Source organism: Candidatus Nomurabacteria bacterium (genome assembly GCA_020632075.1).
Lineage (GTDB): Bacteria > Patescibacteriota > Minisyncoccia > Phycocordibacterales > UBA918 > OLB19.
In genome coordinates this window covers 464,831-486,086 of record JACKGH010000001.1, presented here as the reverse complement: position 1 = coordinate 486,086, position 21,256 = coordinate 464,831, and the positions used below count along the sequence as shown (strand labels likewise).

The 21,256-nt window shown below is 49.2% G+C and carries 16 protein-coding genes; 11 read left to right on the top strand and 5 right to left on the bottom strand.

Annotation, left to right across the window (positions count from 1 at the left end; genetic code table 11):
- Nucleotides 1-42: 42 nt before the first annotated feature.
- Nucleotides 43-1,989, bottom strand: a complete 1,947-nt coding sequence (gene rnr / locus H6786_02420) for a ribonuclease R (protein MCB9816229.1) — start codon at nucleotides 1,987-1,989, stop codon at nucleotides 43-45.
- A 384-nt stretch (nucleotides 1,990-2,373) separates the two neighbouring features.
- Between rnr and rpsP the strand changes: the two genes are divergently transcribed.
- The 8 genes from rpsP to rpoC all read left to right on the top strand — a co-directional run bounded on the left by rpsP (nucleotide 2,374) and on the right by rpoC (nucleotide 12,821).
- On the top strand, nucleotides 2,374-2,850 hold the full coding sequence (gene rpsP, locus H6786_02415; GenBank protein ID MCB9816228.1) for a 30S ribosomal protein S16: 477 nt from the start codon (nucleotides 2,374-2,376) through the stop codon (nucleotides 2,848-2,850).
- A gap of 155 nt (nucleotides 2,851-3,005) precedes the next feature.
- Nucleotides 3,006-3,359, top strand: a complete 354-nt coding sequence (locus tag H6786_02410; protein ID MCB9816227.1) for a KH domain-containing protein — start codon at nucleotides 3,006-3,008, stop codon at nucleotides 3,357-3,359.
- 202 nt (nucleotides 3,360-3,561) lie between these two features.
- Nucleotides 3,562-3,993: an NUDIX hydrolase gene (locus H6786_02405; GenBank protein ID MCB9816226.1), complete on the top strand. Its 432-nt coding sequence runs from the start codon at nucleotides 3,562-3,564 to the stop codon at nucleotides 3,991-3,993.
- Between the two features lie 7 nt (nucleotides 3,994-4,000).
- Entirely contained in the window at nucleotides 4,001-4,417 is a 417-nt protein-coding gene (locus H6786_02400; GenBank protein MCB9816225.1) for a hypothetical protein, read from the top strand.
- A gap of 1 nt (nucleotide 4,418) precedes the next feature.
- Entirely contained in the window at nucleotides 4,419-5,093 is a 675-nt protein-coding gene (gene trmD / locus H6786_02395) for a tRNA (guanosine(37)-N1)-methyltransferase TrmD (GenBank protein MCB9816224.1), read from the top strand.
- Between the two features lie 45 nt (nucleotides 5,094-5,138).
- Nucleotides 5,139-5,585: a DUF4870 domain-containing protein gene (locus H6786_02390; protein ID MCB9816223.1), complete on the top strand. Its 447-nt coding sequence runs from the start codon at nucleotides 5,139-5,141 to the stop codon at nucleotides 5,583-5,585.
- 325 nt (nucleotides 5,586-5,910) lie between these two features.
- Nucleotides 5,911-9,123 (top strand): DNA-directed RNA polymerase subunit beta, encoded by a 3,213-nt coding sequence (locus H6786_02385; GenBank protein MCB9816222.1) that lies wholly within the window; start codon nucleotides 5,911-5,913, stop codon nucleotides 9,121-9,123.
- 11 nt (nucleotides 9,124-9,134) lie between these two features.
- Nucleotides 9,135-12,821 (top strand): DNA-directed RNA polymerase subunit beta', encoded by a 3,687-nt coding sequence (rpoC, locus tag H6786_02380; protein MCB9816221.1) that lies wholly within the window; start codon nucleotides 9,135-9,137, stop codon nucleotides 12,819-12,821.
- Nucleotides 12,822-12,934: 113 nt separating this feature from the next.
- Here the strand turns inward: rpoC and H6786_02375 are convergent, their stop codons facing one another.
- Nucleotides 12,935-13,237, bottom strand: a complete 303-nt coding sequence (locus tag H6786_02375) for a hypothetical protein (GenBank protein MCB9816220.1) — start codon at nucleotides 13,235-13,237, stop codon at nucleotides 12,935-12,937.
- Between the two features lie 167 nt (nucleotides 13,238-13,404).
- Here H6786_02375 and H6786_02370 point away from each other — a divergent pair, with 167 nt between their 5' ends.
- Nucleotides 13,405-14,049 (top strand): MgtC/SapB family protein, encoded by a 645-nt coding sequence (locus tag H6786_02370; protein ID MCB9816219.1) that lies wholly within the window; start codon nucleotides 13,405-13,407, stop codon nucleotides 14,047-14,049.
- Nucleotides 14,050-14,246: 197 nt separating this feature from the next.
- On the opposite strand, the gene H6786_02365 is transcribed toward H6786_02370, so the two are convergent.
- Entirely contained in the window at nucleotides 14,247-14,651 is a 405-nt protein-coding gene (locus H6786_02365; protein MCB9816218.1) for a hypothetical protein, read from the bottom strand.
- 99 nt (nucleotides 14,652-14,750) lie between these two features.
- On the opposite strand from H6786_02365, the gene dnaG reads away from it, so the two are divergent.
- A complete protein-coding gene (dnaG, locus tag H6786_02360; protein ID MCB9816217.1) occupies nucleotides 14,751-16,508 on the top strand; it encodes a DNA primase in 1,758 nt (585 codons plus the stop codon).
- A gap of 35 nt (nucleotides 16,509-16,543) precedes the next feature.
- Complete coding sequence (locus H6786_02355; protein ID MCB9816216.1) at nucleotides 16,544-17,923, top strand: sigma-70 family RNA polymerase sigma factor; 1,380 nt, start codon at nucleotides 16,544-16,546, stop codon at nucleotides 17,921-17,923.
- A gap of 690 nt (nucleotides 17,924-18,613) precedes the next feature.
- Here H6786_02355 and H6786_02350 read toward each other — a convergent pair.
- Nucleotides 18,614-19,060 (bottom strand): CBS domain-containing protein, encoded by a 447-nt coding sequence (locus tag H6786_02350; protein MCB9816215.1) that lies wholly within the window; start codon nucleotides 19,058-19,060, stop codon nucleotides 18,614-18,616.
- A 37-nt stretch (nucleotides 19,061-19,097) separates the two neighbouring features.
- Entirely contained in the window at nucleotides 19,098-21,188 is a 2,091-nt protein-coding gene (locus tag H6786_02345) for a sodium:proton antiporter (GenBank protein MCB9816214.1), read from the bottom strand.
- Between the last annotated feature and the right edge of the window lie 68 nt (nucleotides 21,189-21,256).

The window sequence follows — 21,256 nt, the reverse complement described above, 5'->3', positions numbered from 1 at the left end:
AAAACAGCCGGGCCCCTTCGGGGCCCGGCTGTTTTATTTTCTCTACTTACTCTTCTCCTCAATCATCTCAAAATCAAGTTGCCGTTCGTCTTTGTCAGCCCGGACGAGCTTCACGCGGACGGGGTCACCGAGGTGGTAGACCTTACCGGTGCGCTGCCCGCGGACACGGTACTTGTTTGCTTCATGTTCATAGAAGTCGCTCTTAAGACTGGAGAGTTTCACCATACCTTCAGCCATTGCGCCGGTTTCTTGGACGTAGATACCCCAGTCAGTTACGCCGGTGATCACCCCATCGAATTCTTCGCCGACATGATTCATCATGTATTCAACTTGCTTGAACTTGATCGAATCACGTTCGGCAGACACGGCTTCCATTTCTCGTTCTGAAGATTGGACTGAGATACGCTCGTACTTGGCGGTCTCTTTTTCACCAATATTTGAACCATCAAGATGGCGTCGCAACATACGGTGCACCATCAGGTCGGGGTAGCGACGGATCGGTGAGGTGAAGTGCGTGTAGTATTTGAAGGCGAGTCCGAAGTGTCCAATGTTCTTGGTGGAGTAGACTGCCTTGGCCATGGACCTGATACTCGCGGTCTTGATGAGGTTTTCTTCAGGGGTGCCTTCGACAGCTTCCATAAGCTTGTTGATCTCGGTCGCTTTCACAATACCTTTCTTGGTCTCAAACTCGTGTCCGAGGGCGTGTACAAACGTAGCAAGTTCTTCGATCTTGTCTGGATTTGGAACGTCGTGGATTCGATACACAAAGGCAAGTTCACGATTCTGACTTTTTGCTTTTGTGTTGATGTAGGTTGCGACTTCGCGGTTGGCGAGGAGCATGAAGTCCTCGATCATCATCATTGTTTCAGTCCGCTCTTTCTTGTAGGCGCGAATCGGCGCACCTCGTTCATCGAGTTCAAATTTCACTTCTGGCTGCTCAAAAGCGATCGCGCCGCTTTGGTAGCGCTTTTTGCGCAAGAGGCGAGAAAGGTTCATCATGATGTTGAGTTCGTCGAGGTAGTCGCCAGCTTGATCGTCGAGGACTTTCTGTGCGTCTTCGTACGCAAAGCGCTTGTCTGAGTGAATGATTGTTTGGCCATACCACGCATTTTCAATGCGAGCTTCTGGTGTGAGTTCAAAGATGGCTGAGAACGCGAGTCGATCTTCGTTTGGGCGTAGGGAACAGAGGTCGTTTGAGAGAACTTCCGGGAGCATCGGGATCACGCGGTCGACGAGATACACTGAAGTACCGCGCTCTTGCGCTTCTTGGTCGAGAGGTTCGCCTTCAACCACGTAGTGCGACACGTCGGCAATATGAATACCAACTTCGATATTGCCGTTTTCAAGGGTGCGGACCGAGAGTGCGTCGTCGAAGTCCTTGGCATCGGCTGGGTCGATAGTCATGGTGGTGACACCACGGACATCGCGGCGCTTTGGGTCGGCAATTGCGTCAGCAAAGATCTGCTCTTTGCGTTCGTAGAGATCGTGGGCTGCTTGCTGGACTGATTCCGGGAAGGCTTTTGAAAAACCACCAGAGCGGATGATCGCCTGCATTTCGGTCTCATGATCACCAGCACGGCCGATAATCTCAACGATCTTGGCAAATGGATCAAGATTTGGCTGTGACCACTTGGTGATCTCTACGACTACCTTCATATCAAGATCGTTGGCAGTTGCTTCATTTAAAACCGGTCGTATGTGAATACGGCGATTGTCGGGCGAGAGATACAAAAATTTCTTGCCGTTTTCTTCCTTTTCTTTAACAGTACCGATCAACTCGCGATGAGCAGGCTTAACTACACGTATAACCTTGCCTTCTTGGCGCTTGCCAGGGACTTTTTTCTTGAGCTCGATTTCAACAATATCGCCATCGAGCGCGAAGCCTAAGGCTTCGCGCTCTACCACAATATCCTCCTCAAGGTCTGGGTGAGCCACAAATCCGGTCCCTTTTCCGCGGATCATGATAGCTCCTTCATGGGTTTTATTCATTGGCGCAGTGTATCATTGACAGTCATATATGGCTACTATATGGTTTCCTCTAGGAGTAGCTGCTTAATTTTTTTGATGGGAGGAATAAGTAATGTCTGAGAAGATTTTTGCACCATGGACAGAGGAGCAAGTTCTGCAATTGCAGGAACATCAAAACCGAGTAGGCGCACATCCGTATACCTGCGGTGAATGCGGCGAAGTTCTGGTTCCTTCTGCAGAAGGATGGAAATGCTCGAACTGTACGTATACGCAAAATTGGGCTCATGATCCGAATTAGCCGGAATCTGGTTTGACCTCAGTCATGAACGACACCGCTATTTATAGCGGTGTCTTTTGATTTAGAGCTATTGACGGATTTAAACAATCTGCTATGCTAGCGCCACTATGTTAATGATGCGTTTACAACGAGTCGGCCGCCGCAACGATCCTTCATATCGTATTGTGGTTACCGATAAGCGAACTGGCCCAAAGAGCGACAAGCATGTCGATCGTCTTGGTTCGTACAATCCTAAGATGAATCACATTCAGCTTGATAAGGACAAGGCTAAGGAATGGCTTGCAAAGGGTGTGCAGCCTTCTGAGACCATGCACAACCTGCTTGTGTCAGAAAAGGTGATTGAGGGCAAGAAGATTAACGTGTTGCCAAAGAAGTCACCAATTATCGACGAAGAGGCGATCAAGCGAGCTGAGGAGGAAGCAGCAGCCAAGGCAGAGGCCGAAAAAGCAGCCGCCGAAGCTGAGGCTGCTCCTGAAGCAGCAGCAGAATCTACTGAAGTTTCAGAGGAAGCGGCTCCAGCAGAAGCTGAAGCCTCAAAAGAAGAAGCGCCTGCTCCAGAAGCAGAAGCTGAAGAAACCAAGTAATGAAACGGCCGCTGGCCGTTTTTTACTACTTTGTTAGAAAACGCTGCGTTTTTACTCCCATGCAAGTATTGACGACTGAGCTCCTGTCTCATATGATTTTAATAGCACGTTGCATTCCTGTGACGGTCGCTTACCAGTATAGCCACAATTGATGTATGGAACAGTACGAAGATAAGCAGTTTCTCGAGAATCTCGTGAAGGCACTCGTGGATCATCCTGATGCGGTTGGGATTAACCGTACAGTAGATGAAATGGGAGTCCTCCTCACTCTCGATGTGCACGCAGATGATATGGGTAAGATCATTGGTCGATCTGGAAACACCGCTAAGGCCATCCGCACCCTTCTTCGTGTCGTAGGAATGAAGCACGACGCTCGCGTTAATCTTAAGATCAACGAGCCAGAAGGTGGTAAGGGTATGAGTCGCGAAATGTCAGAGGCAATGCAGGAAGATAACCCTGCTGCAGAGCCAAAGTCACTTGATCAAGCAATTGACGACCTAAAGATATAAATTGGCGAATAGCGTCGTTGTTACAGAATTTTACTCGGTCACGTACATCAAGGTACGCCTCTCTCGTAAAATTCTTAGACTCCTCGCTCTTCATCCAATTTTTATCTCTAGGAAACCTAAAGATCTAACAGATCACTCCAACAGAAACAGCGCGGCGCCCACTTTGTGGGCGCCGCGCTGTTTCTGTGCTACGCTACGAGCAATGAAGAAAGGGTTTGATTTCATTGGTGTAGCGGTGACGACCATGTGTCACGATGGGCGAGGAAAGTATCTTCTTGAGCATCGGAGCGACAAGTGTCGTGATGAGCACTTTACCTGGAGTCCGGTTGGGAGCGGTGGAATTAAGTTTGGCGAGACGATCGAAGAGGCAATCCATCGAGAGGTGAAGGAAGAATGCAATGCGTCTGTAGTCGCGATCGAAAAACTGGGTATCCGTGAAGTGTTTCGTGAGATTGACGGGAAGATTACACACTGGATCCAGCATGATTTTAAAGTAGAGATTGATCCGACTGAAGTGCAGATAAATGAACCTGAGAAATGCCTTGAGCTCAAATGGTTTGCATTAGAAGATTTTCCAGAACCACAACACTCACAATTTCCGTATTTTTTGAAGAAATATAAAGATAAACTGTAGTTAGTGTATGAAAAAAACTATTGTAATTATTGGTCTGTGTCTTTCTGCGGTAGTTGTATATGGGTTGCTTTTAGATAAAGATAGTTGTGATGGTTTTGAAAGTTACTGTATCGGAGAAGCGTTGCAGCAAAAGCTGACTAATATTCGATCACAAATGGAATTGTACCGGAATCAAAATCAGTATAGTTACAAGGGTGGCTGTGATTCAGAATCAGTCACGATTTATCTAGAGTCAGCGAGTGAAGACCTGAAGCTTATGCAGGATTCTTATGGGGGTGATGACTCAAATGTTACGTGTGTTGATTCGTCAGACGAATGGAGAGCGAGTGTGTTTCAGTATAATGAGGGGAATTACTATTGTGTTGACGAGTCTAATAATGGTGTAGAGTTAGTCGACGAACCCGAAAGTTTAAGTTGTAAGTAAAATGCAATTCCATGTTGTTACATTATTCCCTGAAGTCTGTGAAGCGTACACGAGCGCGAGTGTGCTTGGGCGTGCGCAAAAGACCGAGAAGGGGAAGGGGGCGAAGCATCGCGGCAAGAAGATAGAAGTGAAATACTACAATCCACGCGACTTCACTAAGGATAAACATCGCAAGGTCGACGACAAGCCATATGGTGGCGGGCCGGGTATGGTCATGAAAGCCGAGCCAATCATAAAGGCTTGGGAGAAGGCGGTTGGTCGCAAGAAGGATCATAAGAAAGTGAAAACCTTGATCATGTCGCCGCGCGGGCAGGCTTTCAGCCAGGCCCGCGCGAAATACTACGCCAAAAAATACGACCACCTCGTGCTTATTAGTGGTCGCTACGAAGGGATCGATGCGCGGGTAAAAACGGCACTGAATGCTGAAGAGGTGAGTGTGGGTGACTACATTCTCACCGGCGGCGAATTGCCGGCGCTTGCGATCATCGATGCGACTTCACGGCACATACCAGGCGTGCTGGGTGAGATAGATTCGCTCGAAGACGATCGTGCGACAACGGGGGAGACATATACTCGCCCGGAGGTGATCGAGTATAAGAAAAAGAAACTCAAAGTACCCGAGGTCTTTCTGAGCGGAGATCATAAGGAGATAGAAAAAAGACGACAACAAAAATAGCATCTTGTGATACTATTTTAAGTAACAAGGGTAATACATATCATTATGGAACCACAAAATAACAATGAGCAAATGCCACAAGGTACAGAACCTCAGACTGAACCGACCAATCCAACAACAGAACCGACCGCAGAATCAACCCAGGCACAGACGGAAGAGAAGGTGATGAGTGATGTCTCTGAGTACCGCACATTTGCAATACTTGGCTACATTCTGCCATTTCTCTTTTTCCTACCACTTCTAGATGATAAAACAAAAAATGTGCCGTACGTGCGCTTCCATGCCAATCAGCAACTGATCTTGCTCATTGCCGGGGTAGCGGTGACGTTTGTGCATAGTATGTTTCTGGTCATGTTGAGTGACATTGGTCTTTTTGTGTACCAATTACTCGGCTTGGCTCTATTAGCGCTTGTGATTTACGGCGCGTACAACGCGTATCAAGGACAAGAGAAAGAGTTGCCATACATTGGTCATTTCCGGATTTTGAAGTAACACCCAGTACTTGATGTACAGAGCCCCCAAAATATGCTTGCATATTTTGGGGGCTACTGTATAATCTTGTCCACAAACGCAGTATTGCGATCTCGGGTGAGTTGTGGAAGAGAGATTACTTTGCGCGGGGGTAAATTAGGTACCTTGTAGCGTTTTTTGTTGTTCAGAGGATGTTTCAACAAAAAACTCCACACAGTGACCATCAATCACAATTGTGATGTTTTTATTCATCGGGTAGAGAATGTACGAGAAAGAAAAAGCGCGCGAGCGTGATTTTTTGCTGCACATTTCTCAAAACCTATTTTTATAACCGTAACGATTAGTTATGAGTAAAACTGATGTAAAGGATCAGTCAATCGGACACTGGCCACAGCGACGCTTCGAAAAAGCGGCTGCGCCACGTATCCCGTTACCTGACCTCATTGAGCCACAGCGTGAGTCATACACCTGGTTTGTAGAGACTGCACTCAAGGAGATCTTTAAGGAGTTTTCTCCGATCGCTGACTACTCAGAGAAGAAGTTTGAATTACAGTTTAAGAAGTACGAAGTGGGTGCGCCAAAGTACTCACCAGAGTTTGCGAAGGAAAATAAGCGCACCTACGAGGCGCCGCTTCGTGCAACAGTTGTACTAAAGAACAAGACGTTTGATTCTGAAAAGGACCAAGAGATCTTCATGACGGACATCCCAGTGATGACCGACAACGGTACCTTCATCATCAATGGTGTGGAGCGAGTGATCGTGCCACAGCTTGCGCGTAGTTACGGTATTTTCTTCACTACTAATGAATCTAAGGGAAAGACCTACTTCGGTGCGAAGATCATCCCAGCGCGTGGTGCGTGGGTGGAGATCGAATCTGAAGCTGATGGTGTGATCTATGTAAAGATCGACCGCAAGAAGAAGTTCCCGATCACTTCACTGCTTCGTGTGCTTGGACTCGAAAAGGATGCTGAAATGATCAAGCTCATGAGCAAGGTCGAGCGTGGTGAAGAATACATCAAGGCAACTCTTGAAAAAGATCCAGCGAAGACTACTGACGAAGCGTATATCGAGATCTACAAGCGTCTTCGTGACGGTGACCTCGCAACAGTAGAAAACGCTCGTGAGTTCGTGGATTCTATTTTCTCAACTGAGCGATACGACCTGTCAGAGATCGGTCGTCATCACTTCAATGGTCGTTTTGGTCTTCCAACTGACGCCAAGGCAACTGCACAGCGTTCAGTCACGATCGATGACATGCAGCTTATCTTGAAGCAGATCATCGAATCTAATCACGATGCGTCAGCACTACCAGATGACATCGACCACCTCGGTTTCCGTCGTGTGCGATACTTCGGTGAAATGCTCCAGCAGCGCGTGCGTGTCGGTATGACTCGCATGAAGCGAAACATCCAAGACCGTATGTCTACCATCGAAGCAGAGACATCTTTGCCGATGCAGATCATCAACCCACGTCCACTCCAGGCTGCGATCAAGGAATTCTTCACAACCAACCAGTTGTCACAATTCTCACAGCAGCAGAACATCCTCGCTGAGGTAGAACACCTCCGCACCCTTTCAGCGCTTGGTCCAGGCGGTCTCACTCGTGAGCGCGCTGGCTTTGAAGTACGTGACGTACACCCGAGTCACTACGGACGTCTCTGTCCGATCCACACCCCGGAAGGTCCAAACATTGGTCTTATTCTTCGTCTCTCAATGTACTCTCGCGTTAACCGCTTTGGTATCATCGAGACACCATACATGGCGGTGAAGAAGGGTAAGCTCACTGATGAGATCACCTACATGAACGCGCATGAAGAAGAAGGTCACACCATTGCACACGCAGCGGTGGAAGTAGATGATAAGGGCAAGATCAAGAATGAATTTGTGGAAGCTCGCTACAAGGGAGAGCCACGTATCGTCTCACGCGATGACATCGACTACATCGATATCGCAACCAACCAGCCATTCTCCGTGGCGACCTCAATGATTCCATTCCTCAACCACGACGACGCGAACCGTACGCTCATGGGATCAAACATGCAGAAGCAGTCAACTCCGTGTGTGGTGCAAGAAGCACCGATCGTCGCGACTGGTGTAGAAGGTGTAGCAGCACGAGACATTGGTCGTGTGCTCTATGCTCGTGAACCAGGTGAAGTGATCGAAGTTGACGCTCGTATGATCGTGGTGAAGAATAACAAGGGTAAGAAGGATGAATATCCACTCACTCAGTTGCAGCGGACCAACGACTTCTCAGCGTTTGCACATCGTCCAGCGGTATCGCTTGGACAGAAGGTGAAGCGTGGTGATCTCCTCGCCGACACCACCGCGACTGACAACGGTCAGATCGCCGTAGGTCAGAACGCACGTATTGCGTTTATGAGTTGGAACGGAGCAAACTACGAAGACGCGATCATCATTTCTGAGCGTCTTGTAAAGCAGGCAAAATTCTCAACCATCCACCTCGACGAACTTGAAGTGGCGGTACGAGACACCAAGCTTGGCCCAGAAGTAACCACTCCAGATATTCCAAACGTATCTGAAATGAAGCTCCGCAACCTCGACGAAACCGGTGTGATCCGCATTGGTGCAGAGGTGCGCCCAGGCGACATTCTCGTTGGTAAGGTGACCCCGAAGGGCGAAACCCAACTCACTCCAGAAGAGCGACTCCTTCGTTCGATCTTCGGTGAAAAGGCGAAGGATGTGAAGGATACTTCACTCCGACTCGAAGCCGGGAAGCGTGGTCGTGTGATCGGCGTAAAGATTTTCTCACGTGAAAATGGTGATCAGCTCGAAAGTGGTGTGATCAAGAAGATCCTTATTACGGTAGCCCAGGTACGTAACGTTTCAGTGGGTGACAAGCTTGCTGGTCGTCACGGTAACAAGGGTGTTATCTCACGTATTCTTCCAGAAGAAGATATGCCGTACGATGAAAACGGTGATCCAGTAGATATTCTCCTGACACCACTTGGTGTGCCGTCACGTATGAACCTTGGTCAGATCCTTGAGATTCACCTCGGTATGGCAGCCAATACCCTCGGCTTCCAGGCGATCGTGCCACCGTTTGCAGGAGCAAACGAAGACGACGTGAAGAAGCAGCTTGTAGAGGCTGGCCTTCCAGAAGACGGAAAGATCCAACTCCGCGATGGTCTCACTGGTGAGGAATTCGCACAGAAGACTGCGGTTGGATACATGTACATCTTGAAGCTGCACCACATGGTGGAAGACAAGATCCACATGCGTTCGATTGGTCCATACTCTCTTATTACCCAGCAGCCGCTTGGTGGTAAGGCACAGATCGGTGGACAGCGCTTTGGAGAAATGGAAGTGTGGGCGCTCCTTGGGTATGGTGCAGCCTACACACTCCGAGAGATGCTTACGATCAAGTCTGACGACATTGTTGGTCGCTCTGCAGCCTTCGATGCGATCGTACGAGGCGAGCAGATCTCACACCCACACACCCCAGCAGCCTTCAACGTCCTTCTCAATCAGCTGCGTGGTCTCGCACTCGATGTGCATCTTGAGAAAGAAGATACCCGACGTAATTATGAGAACGCTTAATGCTTGCGCCTATGTCTAACGAATCAACATTCCAGAAAACTGATTTCAAGAAGCCTGCACCCGTGCCAACCAACTACACAGGCGTGAGCCTGAAGCTGGCGTCACCTGAACAGATCCTCGACTGGTCTTGGGGTGAGGTGACCAAGCCAGAAACCATCAACTACCGAACTCAGCGTCCAGAGAAGCACGGTCTTTTCGATGAACGTATCTTCGGTCCAGTTGAAGACTACGAATGTAGTTGTAAGAAGTACCGTGGTATCCGCTACAAGGGTATTACTTGTGAAAAGTGTGGAGTAGAGGTTACTCGCGCAATTGTACGTCGTGAACGCATGGGCCACATCGACCTTTGTGTGCCAGTGTCTCACATATGGTTCCTTCGTGGTGTGCCAAGTCGCATCGCGATGATCCTTGGTATCACTGCCTCATCAGTAGAGAAAGTGATCTACTTTGCAGGTTATATCGTGACCAAGGTGAGCGAAGCTGATCGGGCACGTATCCTGTCTGAGCTCGATACTGAATTCAAGACCAAGCTCAAGTCGCTCACCAACGATGAAGCACGTGAAGCACTCAAGTCACGCATGGATGAAGTGAAAAAGGAGGTCGACAGTATTCAGCAGGGTGTGGTACTTGATGAAGCAAGTTTCCACAAGTTCTCGATCAAGTACTCAACCCTCTTTGAAGCACGTATTGGTGCGGAAGCGATCTACGACCTTTTCAAGGAGATCGATCTTGCGAAGCTGGTTGACGAACTCGAAGATCGCTACACTAAGGCTGGTGCAATGGAACGAGCAAAGCTCGATAAGCGTCTCGCACTCATTCGCGGTATGCTCCACGCCGGAGTACGTCCTGAATGGCTCTTCCTGACTCGTATCCCAGTGGTACCACCGGCAATCCGTCCGATGGTGGCACTTGAAGGTGGACGTCACGCGTCTTCAGACCTCAACGACCTATACCGTCGCGTGATCAACCGTAACAACCGTCTCAAGAAGCTGATCGACATCCAGGCTCCAGACGTGATCCTTCGCAACGAAAAGCGAATCATGCAGGAGGCAGTCGACGCACTCATCGACAACTCAATCCGTCATGGAGGTGGTGCGTACTCAGTCATGAGTGCCGCACAGCGTCGTCCACTGAAGTCTCTCTCTGACTACCTTAAGTCAAAGCAGGGCTACTTCCGTCAGAACTTGCTCGGTAAGCGAGTGGACTACTCAGGACGTTCAGTGATTGTGATCGGTCCTGAGCTCGCGCTCGACCAGTGTGGTCTGCCGAAGCATATGGCACTCGAGCTTTTCCGTCCGTTTGTGATCGCAGAGCTTTTGAAGCAAGAACTTGCCTACAACATTCGTGGTGCTGGTCGTCTCATTGAAGACGGGGTGCCAGAAGTATGGGCAATTCTCGAAGATATTATTAAAGGTAAGCACGTGATGTTGAACCGTGCGCCAACACTCCATCGTCAGGGTATTCAGGCATTCCGTCCGGTACTGATCGAGGGTAACGCGATTCAGGTACACCCACTCGTTTGTCGCGCGTTTAACGCGGACTTCGACGGTGACCAGATGGCGGTTCACGTACCACTCTCAGAAGAGGCACAGATGGAAGCAAAAGAGATCATTTCTGCAAACCACAACATCCTCAAGCCAGGATCTTCAGAACCAGTGGTGTCTGAAAAGCTGCTTGATATGGCGCTTGGTGCGTACTGGATGACTAAGGTAGTTGAAGGTGCACAAGGAGAAGGTAAGTACTTCTCGTCACCAAACGACGCGATCAACGCGTACGACTACGGAGTGATCGACTTCCGCGCGAAGGTAAAGGTGCTTGCAACCGACACTCCAAAGTACGCTCAGTTTGATGGACAGCTGTTTGAAACTACTGTCGGACGACTTCTCTTCAACTCAGTACTGCCAAGTGATCATGACTTCATCAACGATGTGATCGTACAGAAGACACTCTTCCAGATCATCATCGATATTATTGATGATCGTGGTGCTGAAGCAGTGCCACCGATCGTTGACCGTCTTAAGAAGTTTGGTTTCCGCTACGCGACTGTCTCAGGAACTACCTGGGGTATCGACGAAGTGGTCGTACCAGAAGCGAAGGCAGCGATCGTTGCTGGAGCGCGAGACGAGGAGCGTGAAGTTATCGAGCACTACGAAGAAGGTTTGCTTTCACGCGACGAGCGCCGTCGTATGATCGTCGAGATCTGGCACCGCGCGAAGACCGAGATCGAAAAGGCGCTACCAGAGACACTTTCTGAAGACGGTTCTGCTTACGAAATGTGGAAGTCTGGTGCTCGAGGTTCACTCGGCCAGATCGCACAGATGGCGGGTATGAAGGGTCTGATCGTGAACACTCGTGGTGAGACACTCGAAACTCCGGTTATCTCATCTATGAAGGAAGGACTGTCACCGATCGAGTACTTCAACACGACTCACGGTTCACGTAAGGGTCTCGCCGACACGGCGCTCCAGACTGCAAAGGCTGGATACCTGACTCGTCGTCTCTTCGTTGTAGCACAAGATGCGATCGTGACTGAGGCAAATTGTAAGACTAAGGCTGGTACCACTATCAACCGTATCTCAGCGTCTGGTATCGAGATTTCATTCGCGAAGGCGATCAAGGGACGTATCCTCGCTGAAGACGCGGTCGACACGAAGGGTAATGTGATCTTTAAGAAGGGTCATTTGCTCTCACGTCGCGATGCGATCGCGGTGGAAGAATCAACTTGTGAATCAGTGGTGGTGCGTTCACCAATGACCTGTAAGACACTCCGCGGAGTTTGTCAGCAGTGTTACGGTATCGACCTCACTACCAACGATCTCGTTGATATTGGTGAAGCAGTCGGTACAGTGGCAGCGCAAGCGATCGGTGAGCCAGGTACACAGCTTACTATGAACACCAAGCACGCCGGAGGTGCTGCGTCAGCTGGTGGAGACGTGACCCAAGGTCTCCCTCGTGTGGAGGAAGTCTTTGAAAAGCGTCAGCCAAAGATCCCAGCGGTGATCTGTAAGTACTCTGGTGTCGTGAAGGAGATCCGTACCGAAGGTCGCGAGAAGGTGATCGTCGTAGCGCCAGATATGACTGCACCAGGTGCGCCAAAGAAGAAGGATAACAACGAATACGAAGTTCACTTCCGTCGTGTGGTAGCTGTCTCTAAGGGTGACGATGTCGTCGCTGGACAGCTCCTCACTGATGGTTCTGCACTTCTCCCTGAACTCTTCAAGTTTGGTGGACAGGAAGTAACTCAGGACTACATCATTTCTGAAGTAAACAAGATCTACGAACTCCAGGGTGTAACCATCGCACGTAAGCACATCGAGCTTATTGTGAAGCAGATGATGTCACGCATGAAGGTGACAAGCCGCGGCGAAAGCCGATTCACTAATGGTGAAGTGGTAGAGGAGTGGATCATGCAGGAAGAAAACGAGAAGCTGAAGGCAGAAGGTAAAGAGATCGCGAAGGGTGATCGACTCATCCTCGGTATCACCGAAACCTCACTCTCACGTAAGAGTTTCCTCTCAGCTGCATCATTCCAGAACACGACTCGCGTTCTCATCAACGCAGCTGTGAAGGGAAGTAGTGACAATCTCGCTGGTCTCATGGAAAACGTGATCATCGGTAAACTTATCCCAGCGGGATCAGGCTTCGAAGGATCAAAGAAGCATGAGATGATCAAAGAACTACAAGCAGGTCGCGACTAAGTGATCTAGCAAAAAGAAAAGGCCGGGCGCTTCGCGCCCGGCCTTTTCTTTCGCATTTAAAAACACCCCACACACGTCCATGTGTGTAGGGTGGGGGAGCTTGCCAACTAGCTCTAGGATTGATTTTGTCTGTTCAGATAGCGCACCAGCAGTGGTTGGAGTACAACCAGTACCACAGCGTGCCAGATGCAGAGGTTGATCGTGTACGTATCGTAGTCGAAATATGGGTCTTTGACCGACAGCCAGTAAAACCCATAGATCGTTGCGCCGAAGAGGATCGCAACCTCAATGGTGCGGATCGGAACCGTCGCCTTGGGTAGATGATAGATGGCTGCTGCTCCGGTGATCAGGATGAGGAGCGAGAGGGTGAACAATACACCCGTTACTCCGATCGTAAGACTCTGAATCGTATCCACTGCTTGAATCTCCTGTAATGTGCAGTTGTTTATATAATAACACAAAAAATTGTAAAAATCAAGTTTCGCCGGCGGAAGCGAAGCTTCCGCCGGCCAAACCCGCAAAATCAACACCTGTGTAAAACTTTGTTTTTTCGGTCATGCTAGAATCAGTGGTAATGACGGAGATGTTTATTGAACTTTCCAAGTACTTTGTACCGGTGCTCGTAGCTGCGCTTGTGGGTGGGCTTATTGGTATCGAACGAGAGTATCGTGATAAGAGTGCTGGGTTTCGCACGATGATCCTTATCGCAGTTGGTTCTGCACTCTTTATGATCATGGCGCAGATCATTGGTGATCCACAAAAAGAAACCGGCCGAATCGCTGCTGCAATTGTGACCGGTGTTGGTTTCCTTGGTGCGGGTGTGATCATCAAAGACGGTGCAACTATTGGCGGTATCACTACAGCTGCTACCATCTGGCTCGTTGCGTCGCTCGGTATGGCGGCGGGAGCTGGTGAGTATCCATTGGTGACTGCTGTGACGCTACTAGCGATGGCGGTGCTGTGGCTTTTGCCGCCATTTGAGCGCTGGCTCGATCGTTTGCATGAATTCCTTGAGGTGCGCGTAACGATCAAAAATACCGATGCTGCAGAAGATGATATTCTCGACATCTTCGATGAATGTGGTGTGCAGGTGGTACATATTCGACGATCTCGAACATCTGCAAGTGAGCGGACTGTCTATATCAAGGCCAAGATGACACCAGCCAAGCGGCAAGCTCTCAGCGAGATCTTGGTTTCAGAGAAGGGAGTCCTTGCATTTGATGCGTAAGTAAAAAGATAAAGCCCGCTGGAGCGGGTTTTTCTAACGATGCTTCTCTAGCATCAAAGATTATCTGGAGAGAGATTATTATGAGACTCCAGTGTGATCTCTGTCTCCAGGAAGTATAAAACGAACTGCTCGTACTATAGCGTCTTCAAAGGGCTTGTCAACAAAAAAGTCCCGACTCTTGTCGGGACTGGGGTATGCTACGAAATATGCCGAGCCAAGCGTTTGCCGTGTGTCCAGGCATACACAGCATTCTCGCTTGTCAGCTCGTGTGGCCATGATTTTGGATCGCTGTCGTGGGCGATGAAGCTACCGCGCTCACCGCCGGTGGCGTACCTGATTTCGAGTCCGCCGGGGATTACGGTGGTGCCTGCGATCGAAACCAAGATGAAGCCATGGACTATGTCATCGGTCCTTAAGTAGCGGATCCACACCTTATCACCTGGTCGTAGGTCTTGGACCTGAGAGAAGTCGAGAGGGTTGGTCCAGTGTTGATCTAGTGGTTTTTGCCAGCCGCGAACATTAAAAGTGAGAAGCATATCCCCGGGTTTGAAATGCGTGTACTGTGTTGTGAATGGTTTTACAAGAACAGGGTCTGGATTCATGAGAAGAAACTCCAGTTGAATTTTTAAAACTGTAGCACTATTGTGTCATAAGTCAATGTAGTCGCGATCAGTCATGAACTCCGGTATACTACAGCCACTATGAGCGATGCGGTGCAGCAGATCAAAGACAAACTCAGTATTCTGGACGTTATCACGCCGTACGTTGAGCTACACAAAGCAGGAAAGAACTTTAAAGGTAAGTCACCGTTTTCTTCTGAGAAGACGCCGTCGTTTTACGTCTCACCTGACCGTGGGATGTACTACTGTTTTTCTACCTCGCAGGGCGGCGATATGTTCAGCTTTGTGCAGGCGATGGAAGGAGTTGATTTCAAAGAAGCGCTGAAGATCTTGGCCGACAAGGCAGGAGTAGAGCTGGTGCCTGAAGATCCAAAAAAGCGCAGTGAGCGAGAGCGGTTGTACGCGGCGCTTGAGGCGGCGACAGTGTTTTATGCGGAGTGGCTTGATCAAGAATCAGAAGCAGCAGCATATCTCAAGCGCCGCGGAGTGACTCCGCAGACCATTGCAAAGTGGCGGATCGGCTACGCGCCCGGCCCGCCTAAGCACGGCTGGCGACACGTGAAAGAGCAGCTCGAAGCAAAAGGCTTTACGAAAGACGAGATTCTCAAGGCTGGACTCATCAAGACTACCGAAGGCGGGAAAGAACCATTTGACGTCTTTCGTGATCGGGTGATGTTTCCGATGGCAGAGCCAAGTGGTAAAATCGTTGCCTTTTCAGGACGCATTCTGCATCCTGATGATAAAGCACCGAAGTACGTAAACTCACCAGAGACACTACTCTATAAAAAGTCTGATCTACTATTTGGCTACGACAAAGCAAAGGAGAGTATCCGCAAGCTCAATTTCTCACTGATCGTTGAAGGGCAGTTTGATGTGGTGATGTGCCATCAGGCCGGCTACGGTAATACAGTAGCGGTGTCTGGTACAGCACTCACGCTCCATCATGTACAGCTCCTGGAGCGACTCTCTGATCGAGTCGTGCTTGCGCTCGATGCTGATCGCGCCGGCATTAATGCCATGAAAAAAAGTGCATCGGTTATGCTCGGTCGCGGACTTGATGTAAAAGTAGCAGAGTTACCACTCGGCGAAGATCCGGCTGATATGATTCAAAAGGATCCGGCGCAGTTTAAGCAGGTGATCGGGAAGTCAGTGCATGTGATCGAATTTTTACTGCATGTACTACGACGGGAGATCGAGGATGATCGATCATTCAAGCTAAAGGCACGCGATGAGGTGTTGCCATTTATCTTGCTGCTACCTAATCGGATCGATCAGGAGCACTTTGTCGGTAAGGTAGCCGAAGCGATCGGTACGACAGCTGACGCGATCCGGTTTGAGCTTGATCGACTTCGTGAGCAGTCGAGTTCGAGAGAACAGACGTCAGTAGAGTCCGAGCAAAGGGAACGAACTGCTCGGCCTGAGGTGGTGGTGCAGGTGGACACGGCGCAGAAGTCGTTCGTGTATCTGTCGGCCGCACTGCAGGTTATTGACGCAGCTATTTCTAGTAAAGTTGAACCAGAAATGAAGTTGATCAGTGAGCTGACCACTCTGGCTGACCCGACTGACGCCGATATTGCGGGGGTGATCTTTATGATCGAGCAGCATTTTGCTAGCTTACCTGAGCATGCCGTCCTTGAAGAGATAGTCGCAAAGCTTAATCAGTTTAAAACGTATGCGATCAAGAAACGATTGGCTGAATTGCGACAGGAACTGCAAGCTGCAGAAGATGCACAGAATGACAATCGTGTGGCGGAGCTACTTAATGAGATAAAAGTTTGTGAAACAAAACGACGGGAGCCGGCGTATGAATCAGACAGTTTCCTTAAGATTAGGGACTAGACTTTTTTAACTATTTCTGTATAGTGAGGAACATTATGGCTGCCAAAAAAGCCACAAAAAAAGTTGCGAAAAAAGCGGTGAAAAAAACCGTGACAAAACCAAAAAAATCGGCCCCGAAAAAAGCTACAAAGAAAACAGCTGTGGCCAAAAAAACCGTTGCAAAGAAAGTTGCAGCAAAGAAGGTAGTAAAGAAAGTTGTGAAAAAAGTCGCCAAGAAAGCGGCTGCTTCTGCTGCGAAAAAAGCGCCAGCAAAGAAAGTGGTAAAGAAGGTTGTTAAAAAGGCCGTAAAGAAGGTTGTTAAAAAGGCCGTAAAGAAGGTTGCACCAAAGAAGCTGACTAAGAGTGAAAAGTTGCTCGAGGCGAAATCTGCAGAACTAATGCAGCTTGGAAAAGAACGTGGGTATGTAACCTACGATGAGCTTTTGCGCGCGTTTCCGGAGATCGAGAAGGATGTAGATTTTCTAGATACGCTCTACGAACGTTTTAGTATCGCTGGTATTGATGTGCTCCAGAGCGGCGGCATGCTTGGTGAAGATCCAAGTACTGAAGTCTTGGCGCAAAAGAATGCTTTCAAGCGTAGCGATAGTGGATACGATTCAATCCAGATGTATCTGCGGGAGATCGGTCAGTACCCACTGCTTAATGCGCACGAAGAGCGCGTGCTCGCAAAGCGTATTGTGGAAGGTGACGATGAGGCACGTAACCTCCTTGCACGAGCAAACCTTCGTCTCGTGGTATCGATCGCGAAGAAGTATGTTGGTCGTTCACCTGACCTTACCTTGCTTGACTTGATCCAGGAAGGAAACCTCGGTCTCTTCAAGGCGGTAGACAAGTTCGATTTCACGAAGGGATTTAAGTTCTCTACCTATGCGACCTGGTGGATTCGCCAGGCGATCACACGTGCACTCGCTGACCAGTCACGTACGATTCGTATTCCGGTTCATATGGTGGAAACCATGGCGAAGTACAAGCAGGTGTCTCGCCGCTTGGCACAAGACCTTGGTCGCGACCCGATGCCCGAAGAAATTGCAACTGAAATGCAGGTAGAGGTAGAAAAGGTGTATCAGATCGAAAAGATCTCACAGGATACTATTTCACTCGAACTGCCGGTGGGTGATGATGATGATCGCTCACGTCTCTCAGACTTTATTTCTGATGATAAGATCACGTCACCAGATCAGGAAGTGGCGCATAGCATTCTCACTGACCAGATCACTGAGATCCTCGATACACTTTCAGAGAAAGAACGAAAGATTCTTGAGATGCGACATGGACTCCTCGATGGGACGTATCATACGCTTGAAGAGGTTGGTAAAGAGTTTGGGGTGACTCGTGAGCGTATCCGACAGATCGAAGCGAAAGCGCTCGAGAAAATCCGCCAGCACGAGAAGGCGCGACGACTGAAGTCGTATTAGGATTTGAAATAGATGACGTAAAACCGGCCGGCCCCGAAGGCCGCCGGCCGGTTTTACTAAAGAGTATCAAGGCTCCAATCACCATCCAGTAGAATGCAATGCGGAGCAAGACACGGTTGTGGTATCCGGCTTTTTGTTGTCCGTGAATCAACTCGCTCGTGAAGAAGCCGACGACGAAATAAAATGGAATCACTTGCCAGCAAGATAGGTGCGAAAGCGGCCCCATGTTGGCGGGGAGATAGTAAAAGATGTATTCATCAAAAAGAAGAAGGAATAAGCCGTTGTAGACGAGTTCGAGAAGAATCGCCTCGGCACCCATGATCACAGCTGGCTTGAGGTGCTGATCGGGCGGGAAGCGGTGAAACGCAGTGTCATTGATGTATTTGTAAAAACCGAGCATGCCCCAGATAAGTGGAAAGAAGTAACTGATATCACCGCCGTGAGCAGGGAACAGTCGGTACTCCCATAGAGGCCAGCCAAAGATGTGTTCCCATATATTGTTTACAAAGACTTCTCCCGCGATCCCGAAGAGACAAAAGAGTGTGATATAGAAAAAAGCTGTACGAAAGTGAATTCGTACGAGCTGCTTTTTGATTGCAGAGACTACTAGGTAGTAGACAGTACACAGCGCTAGGCCGTATACAACACTAGAAAACACAGTTATCTCGAACATGACTGGGTTGTTTGGCACTACTCATCCATGAACTTCGCAAGGATCTGCTTGAGTCCCTGTCGAGAGATAATACCGATCGGGTGGTTTTCGTCATCAACAACAGGAATGCGAGCACGCTCGTGCGCGATCGCGGTGGCAACGATAGACATGAGATTGTCTTTGAGGGTGAGCGGCGAGTAGTCGAGTGACATGAATTCTGATACAGGGAGATCACGCGCTACATCAATTGAAGCGATGAATGCGTCATCGGTTGAAAAATGATCCATGACCGCACTGCCGTCGAGTGTGTCCGGAACGACTGCGTCGAGGAGGTCGGCAACGGTTACTTCACCAACGAGCTCACCGTTTTCGTCAGTGACCAAAAGCGTGTTTGTATGTTGGGTGTTCATTGCTTTGAGGGCATCTTCAAACGTGTCTGTCTCAGCAATGATCACCGCAGGTTTTACGATATCTTTTACCTGCATATACAAATATCATACACCCAAAAAACGGGGGTGTACACTACTTGCTCGCTTCACGTAGTTCTTCCTTAAGAAGGATGTACAGCTTTGGAGTGATCAGCTCTTTGCGGTAAATATCGTCAAGTACCGTCTCTTCAATGGTATGGACCCCGTGTTTGGCGAGCGATTCGGCGAGGGTGCGTGCAGTGTTTGCGTTTTGTGCGCTTAGTTCTTGCAGCTTACGTTGTGAATTTTCTTTGAATGAAGTGTAAAGATCGTTTACGTGCGTCACTGCTTCGGAAGTAAAGATGGTATCGGAGACCTTTTCTAGTTGGGTCAGTTCCTTCAGTACCTTGCGAGAAATGATCGCTTGCGCGCGGTAATACATGTAGCGATGCTCAAATGAGCGGATATTCTCTTCGCGGTGGAGCATCTTTTTAATGGTGTGGAAGAGACGTTCAAATACATCGCGTTCGTCGGCGTGAATGGTCACGTCTGGCGATAGATTGCCGTTCTCGATCGCCTCCAGCTGCAAGCGGAGCTTGCCTTGAATACGACGGAAGACAGACTCGGTCACTTCGTTATGGTCGTAGAGCAACTTGAGGTGTCGCTTTTCGATACCGATGGCGTAAATGCGTAGTACGCGGAAAGCGAGGTCGTTACGACGTTCTTGAGAGAGTGCACACGCTTGTTCACAGGCGCGATGGAAGGCTGCTTGATGCTTCTCGCGAAGTTCGTGAGCGATGGCCTCGTCGATGTATCCGCGCTTTTCATACATTGCTAACCGATCGTTCACCTGGTGATGGATGATCGCTTGTGCTTCCTGGTACTCGATCTCTTCGACGGCAGTGAGCTTGTCTAGCTTAAAGCGACGCACCAAAGTCTTGATCGTAGTAGCCTTTATAAAGAGGGTGGCTGCAATACAGCCAATAGTGATCGCGAGGAGGAAATCGCGTGGTGAGAGTTCTAGATTCCAGCCTGGTACCGAGAGGTCTTCAGGGATAAGCAATACCATAGTGACTGCAAGTGCACCACGGAGTGAGCCCCAAGCCATGAGATGTTGCCAGTTCTTGGGGATTGTGCGCGCTTTGCTCTGGAAGAGGTTGTAGAAAGACATCACTGGGTAGATCGATAGTGCGCGAGCAACTGCGACGACTAAGATGGTGATGAGAATTGCCCAGAATACTTGTGGTTCAAAGAGCGGCACTTCTACCATGAGGAGACCGATCAAGATAAAGACAAGGGAGTTCGCCATGAAGGCAAATTGCTCCCAGAGACCAGTGACGAATGACTCGGCGTGTGGGTTGAGCTTGGTGCGAGCATAATTACCCATGATGAGTGAGGCGATCGTGGTACTGATGATCGGTGAAATGTGAAGTGAAAATGTACCGAACCATTCAATGTGTGATATGACTTCAGCCAAAATGAAGGTGATGTGGGCAAGCACGATGGTAAGGGTGATGCTGGCGGTCTCACTTTCACGCGCTGCTCCCACCAGGTAGGTGAAAAGTCCTCCGATCAAGAGACCAAAGATGACTCCAAACACCAGCATAGAACTGAAAGTCAGAAAGCCGGTGATCGAAGTAACGACTGAGAGCCCACCGTGATTGAGAGCTTCAAGGGTGATGAGGAAGACTGCTACTGCTGTTGCGTCATTGAAAAGACTTTCGCCTTCAAAAATAAGTGAGAGCCTGCGTGGTACTCCGTATTCTTTGAATAGGGCAAGCACGGCAACTGGGTCGGTAGCAGAAATCAGGGCGCCAAAGAGTAAGGTGATGCTGAGTGGGATATCGATGCCGATAAGGAGGAGTAACACATGAAGAAGTCCGGTGATGATCGCCGTCGATATAAGGAAACTGCCGATAGCAAGAGAGAATACTGCAGCACCGTCTGCGACGAGCTTACGGATACTCATGTTGTAGGCTGACTCGAAGATGAGAGTAGGAAGAAGCAGGAAGAAGAGGAGCTCGGGAGTGAGTTGGAATTCACCTAAAAATGAAAAAGTGTCGGTCATGGCTAAAAAGCCGAGTCCGATACCAATGAGTACCAGTAGTACAGTGTGTGGTAGGTTGAGTCGTTTTGCGAGAAAAAGTCCGAGGCTTGAGATACCAAGCATCAGGAAGATGGCGAGTGTGGTGCCAATAGTTAACATAAAATCGTTTCTTCTTAATTTTGAAACAGAGCGCTACTATACGACCGAAAGTGCTATTTTGCAAGGGT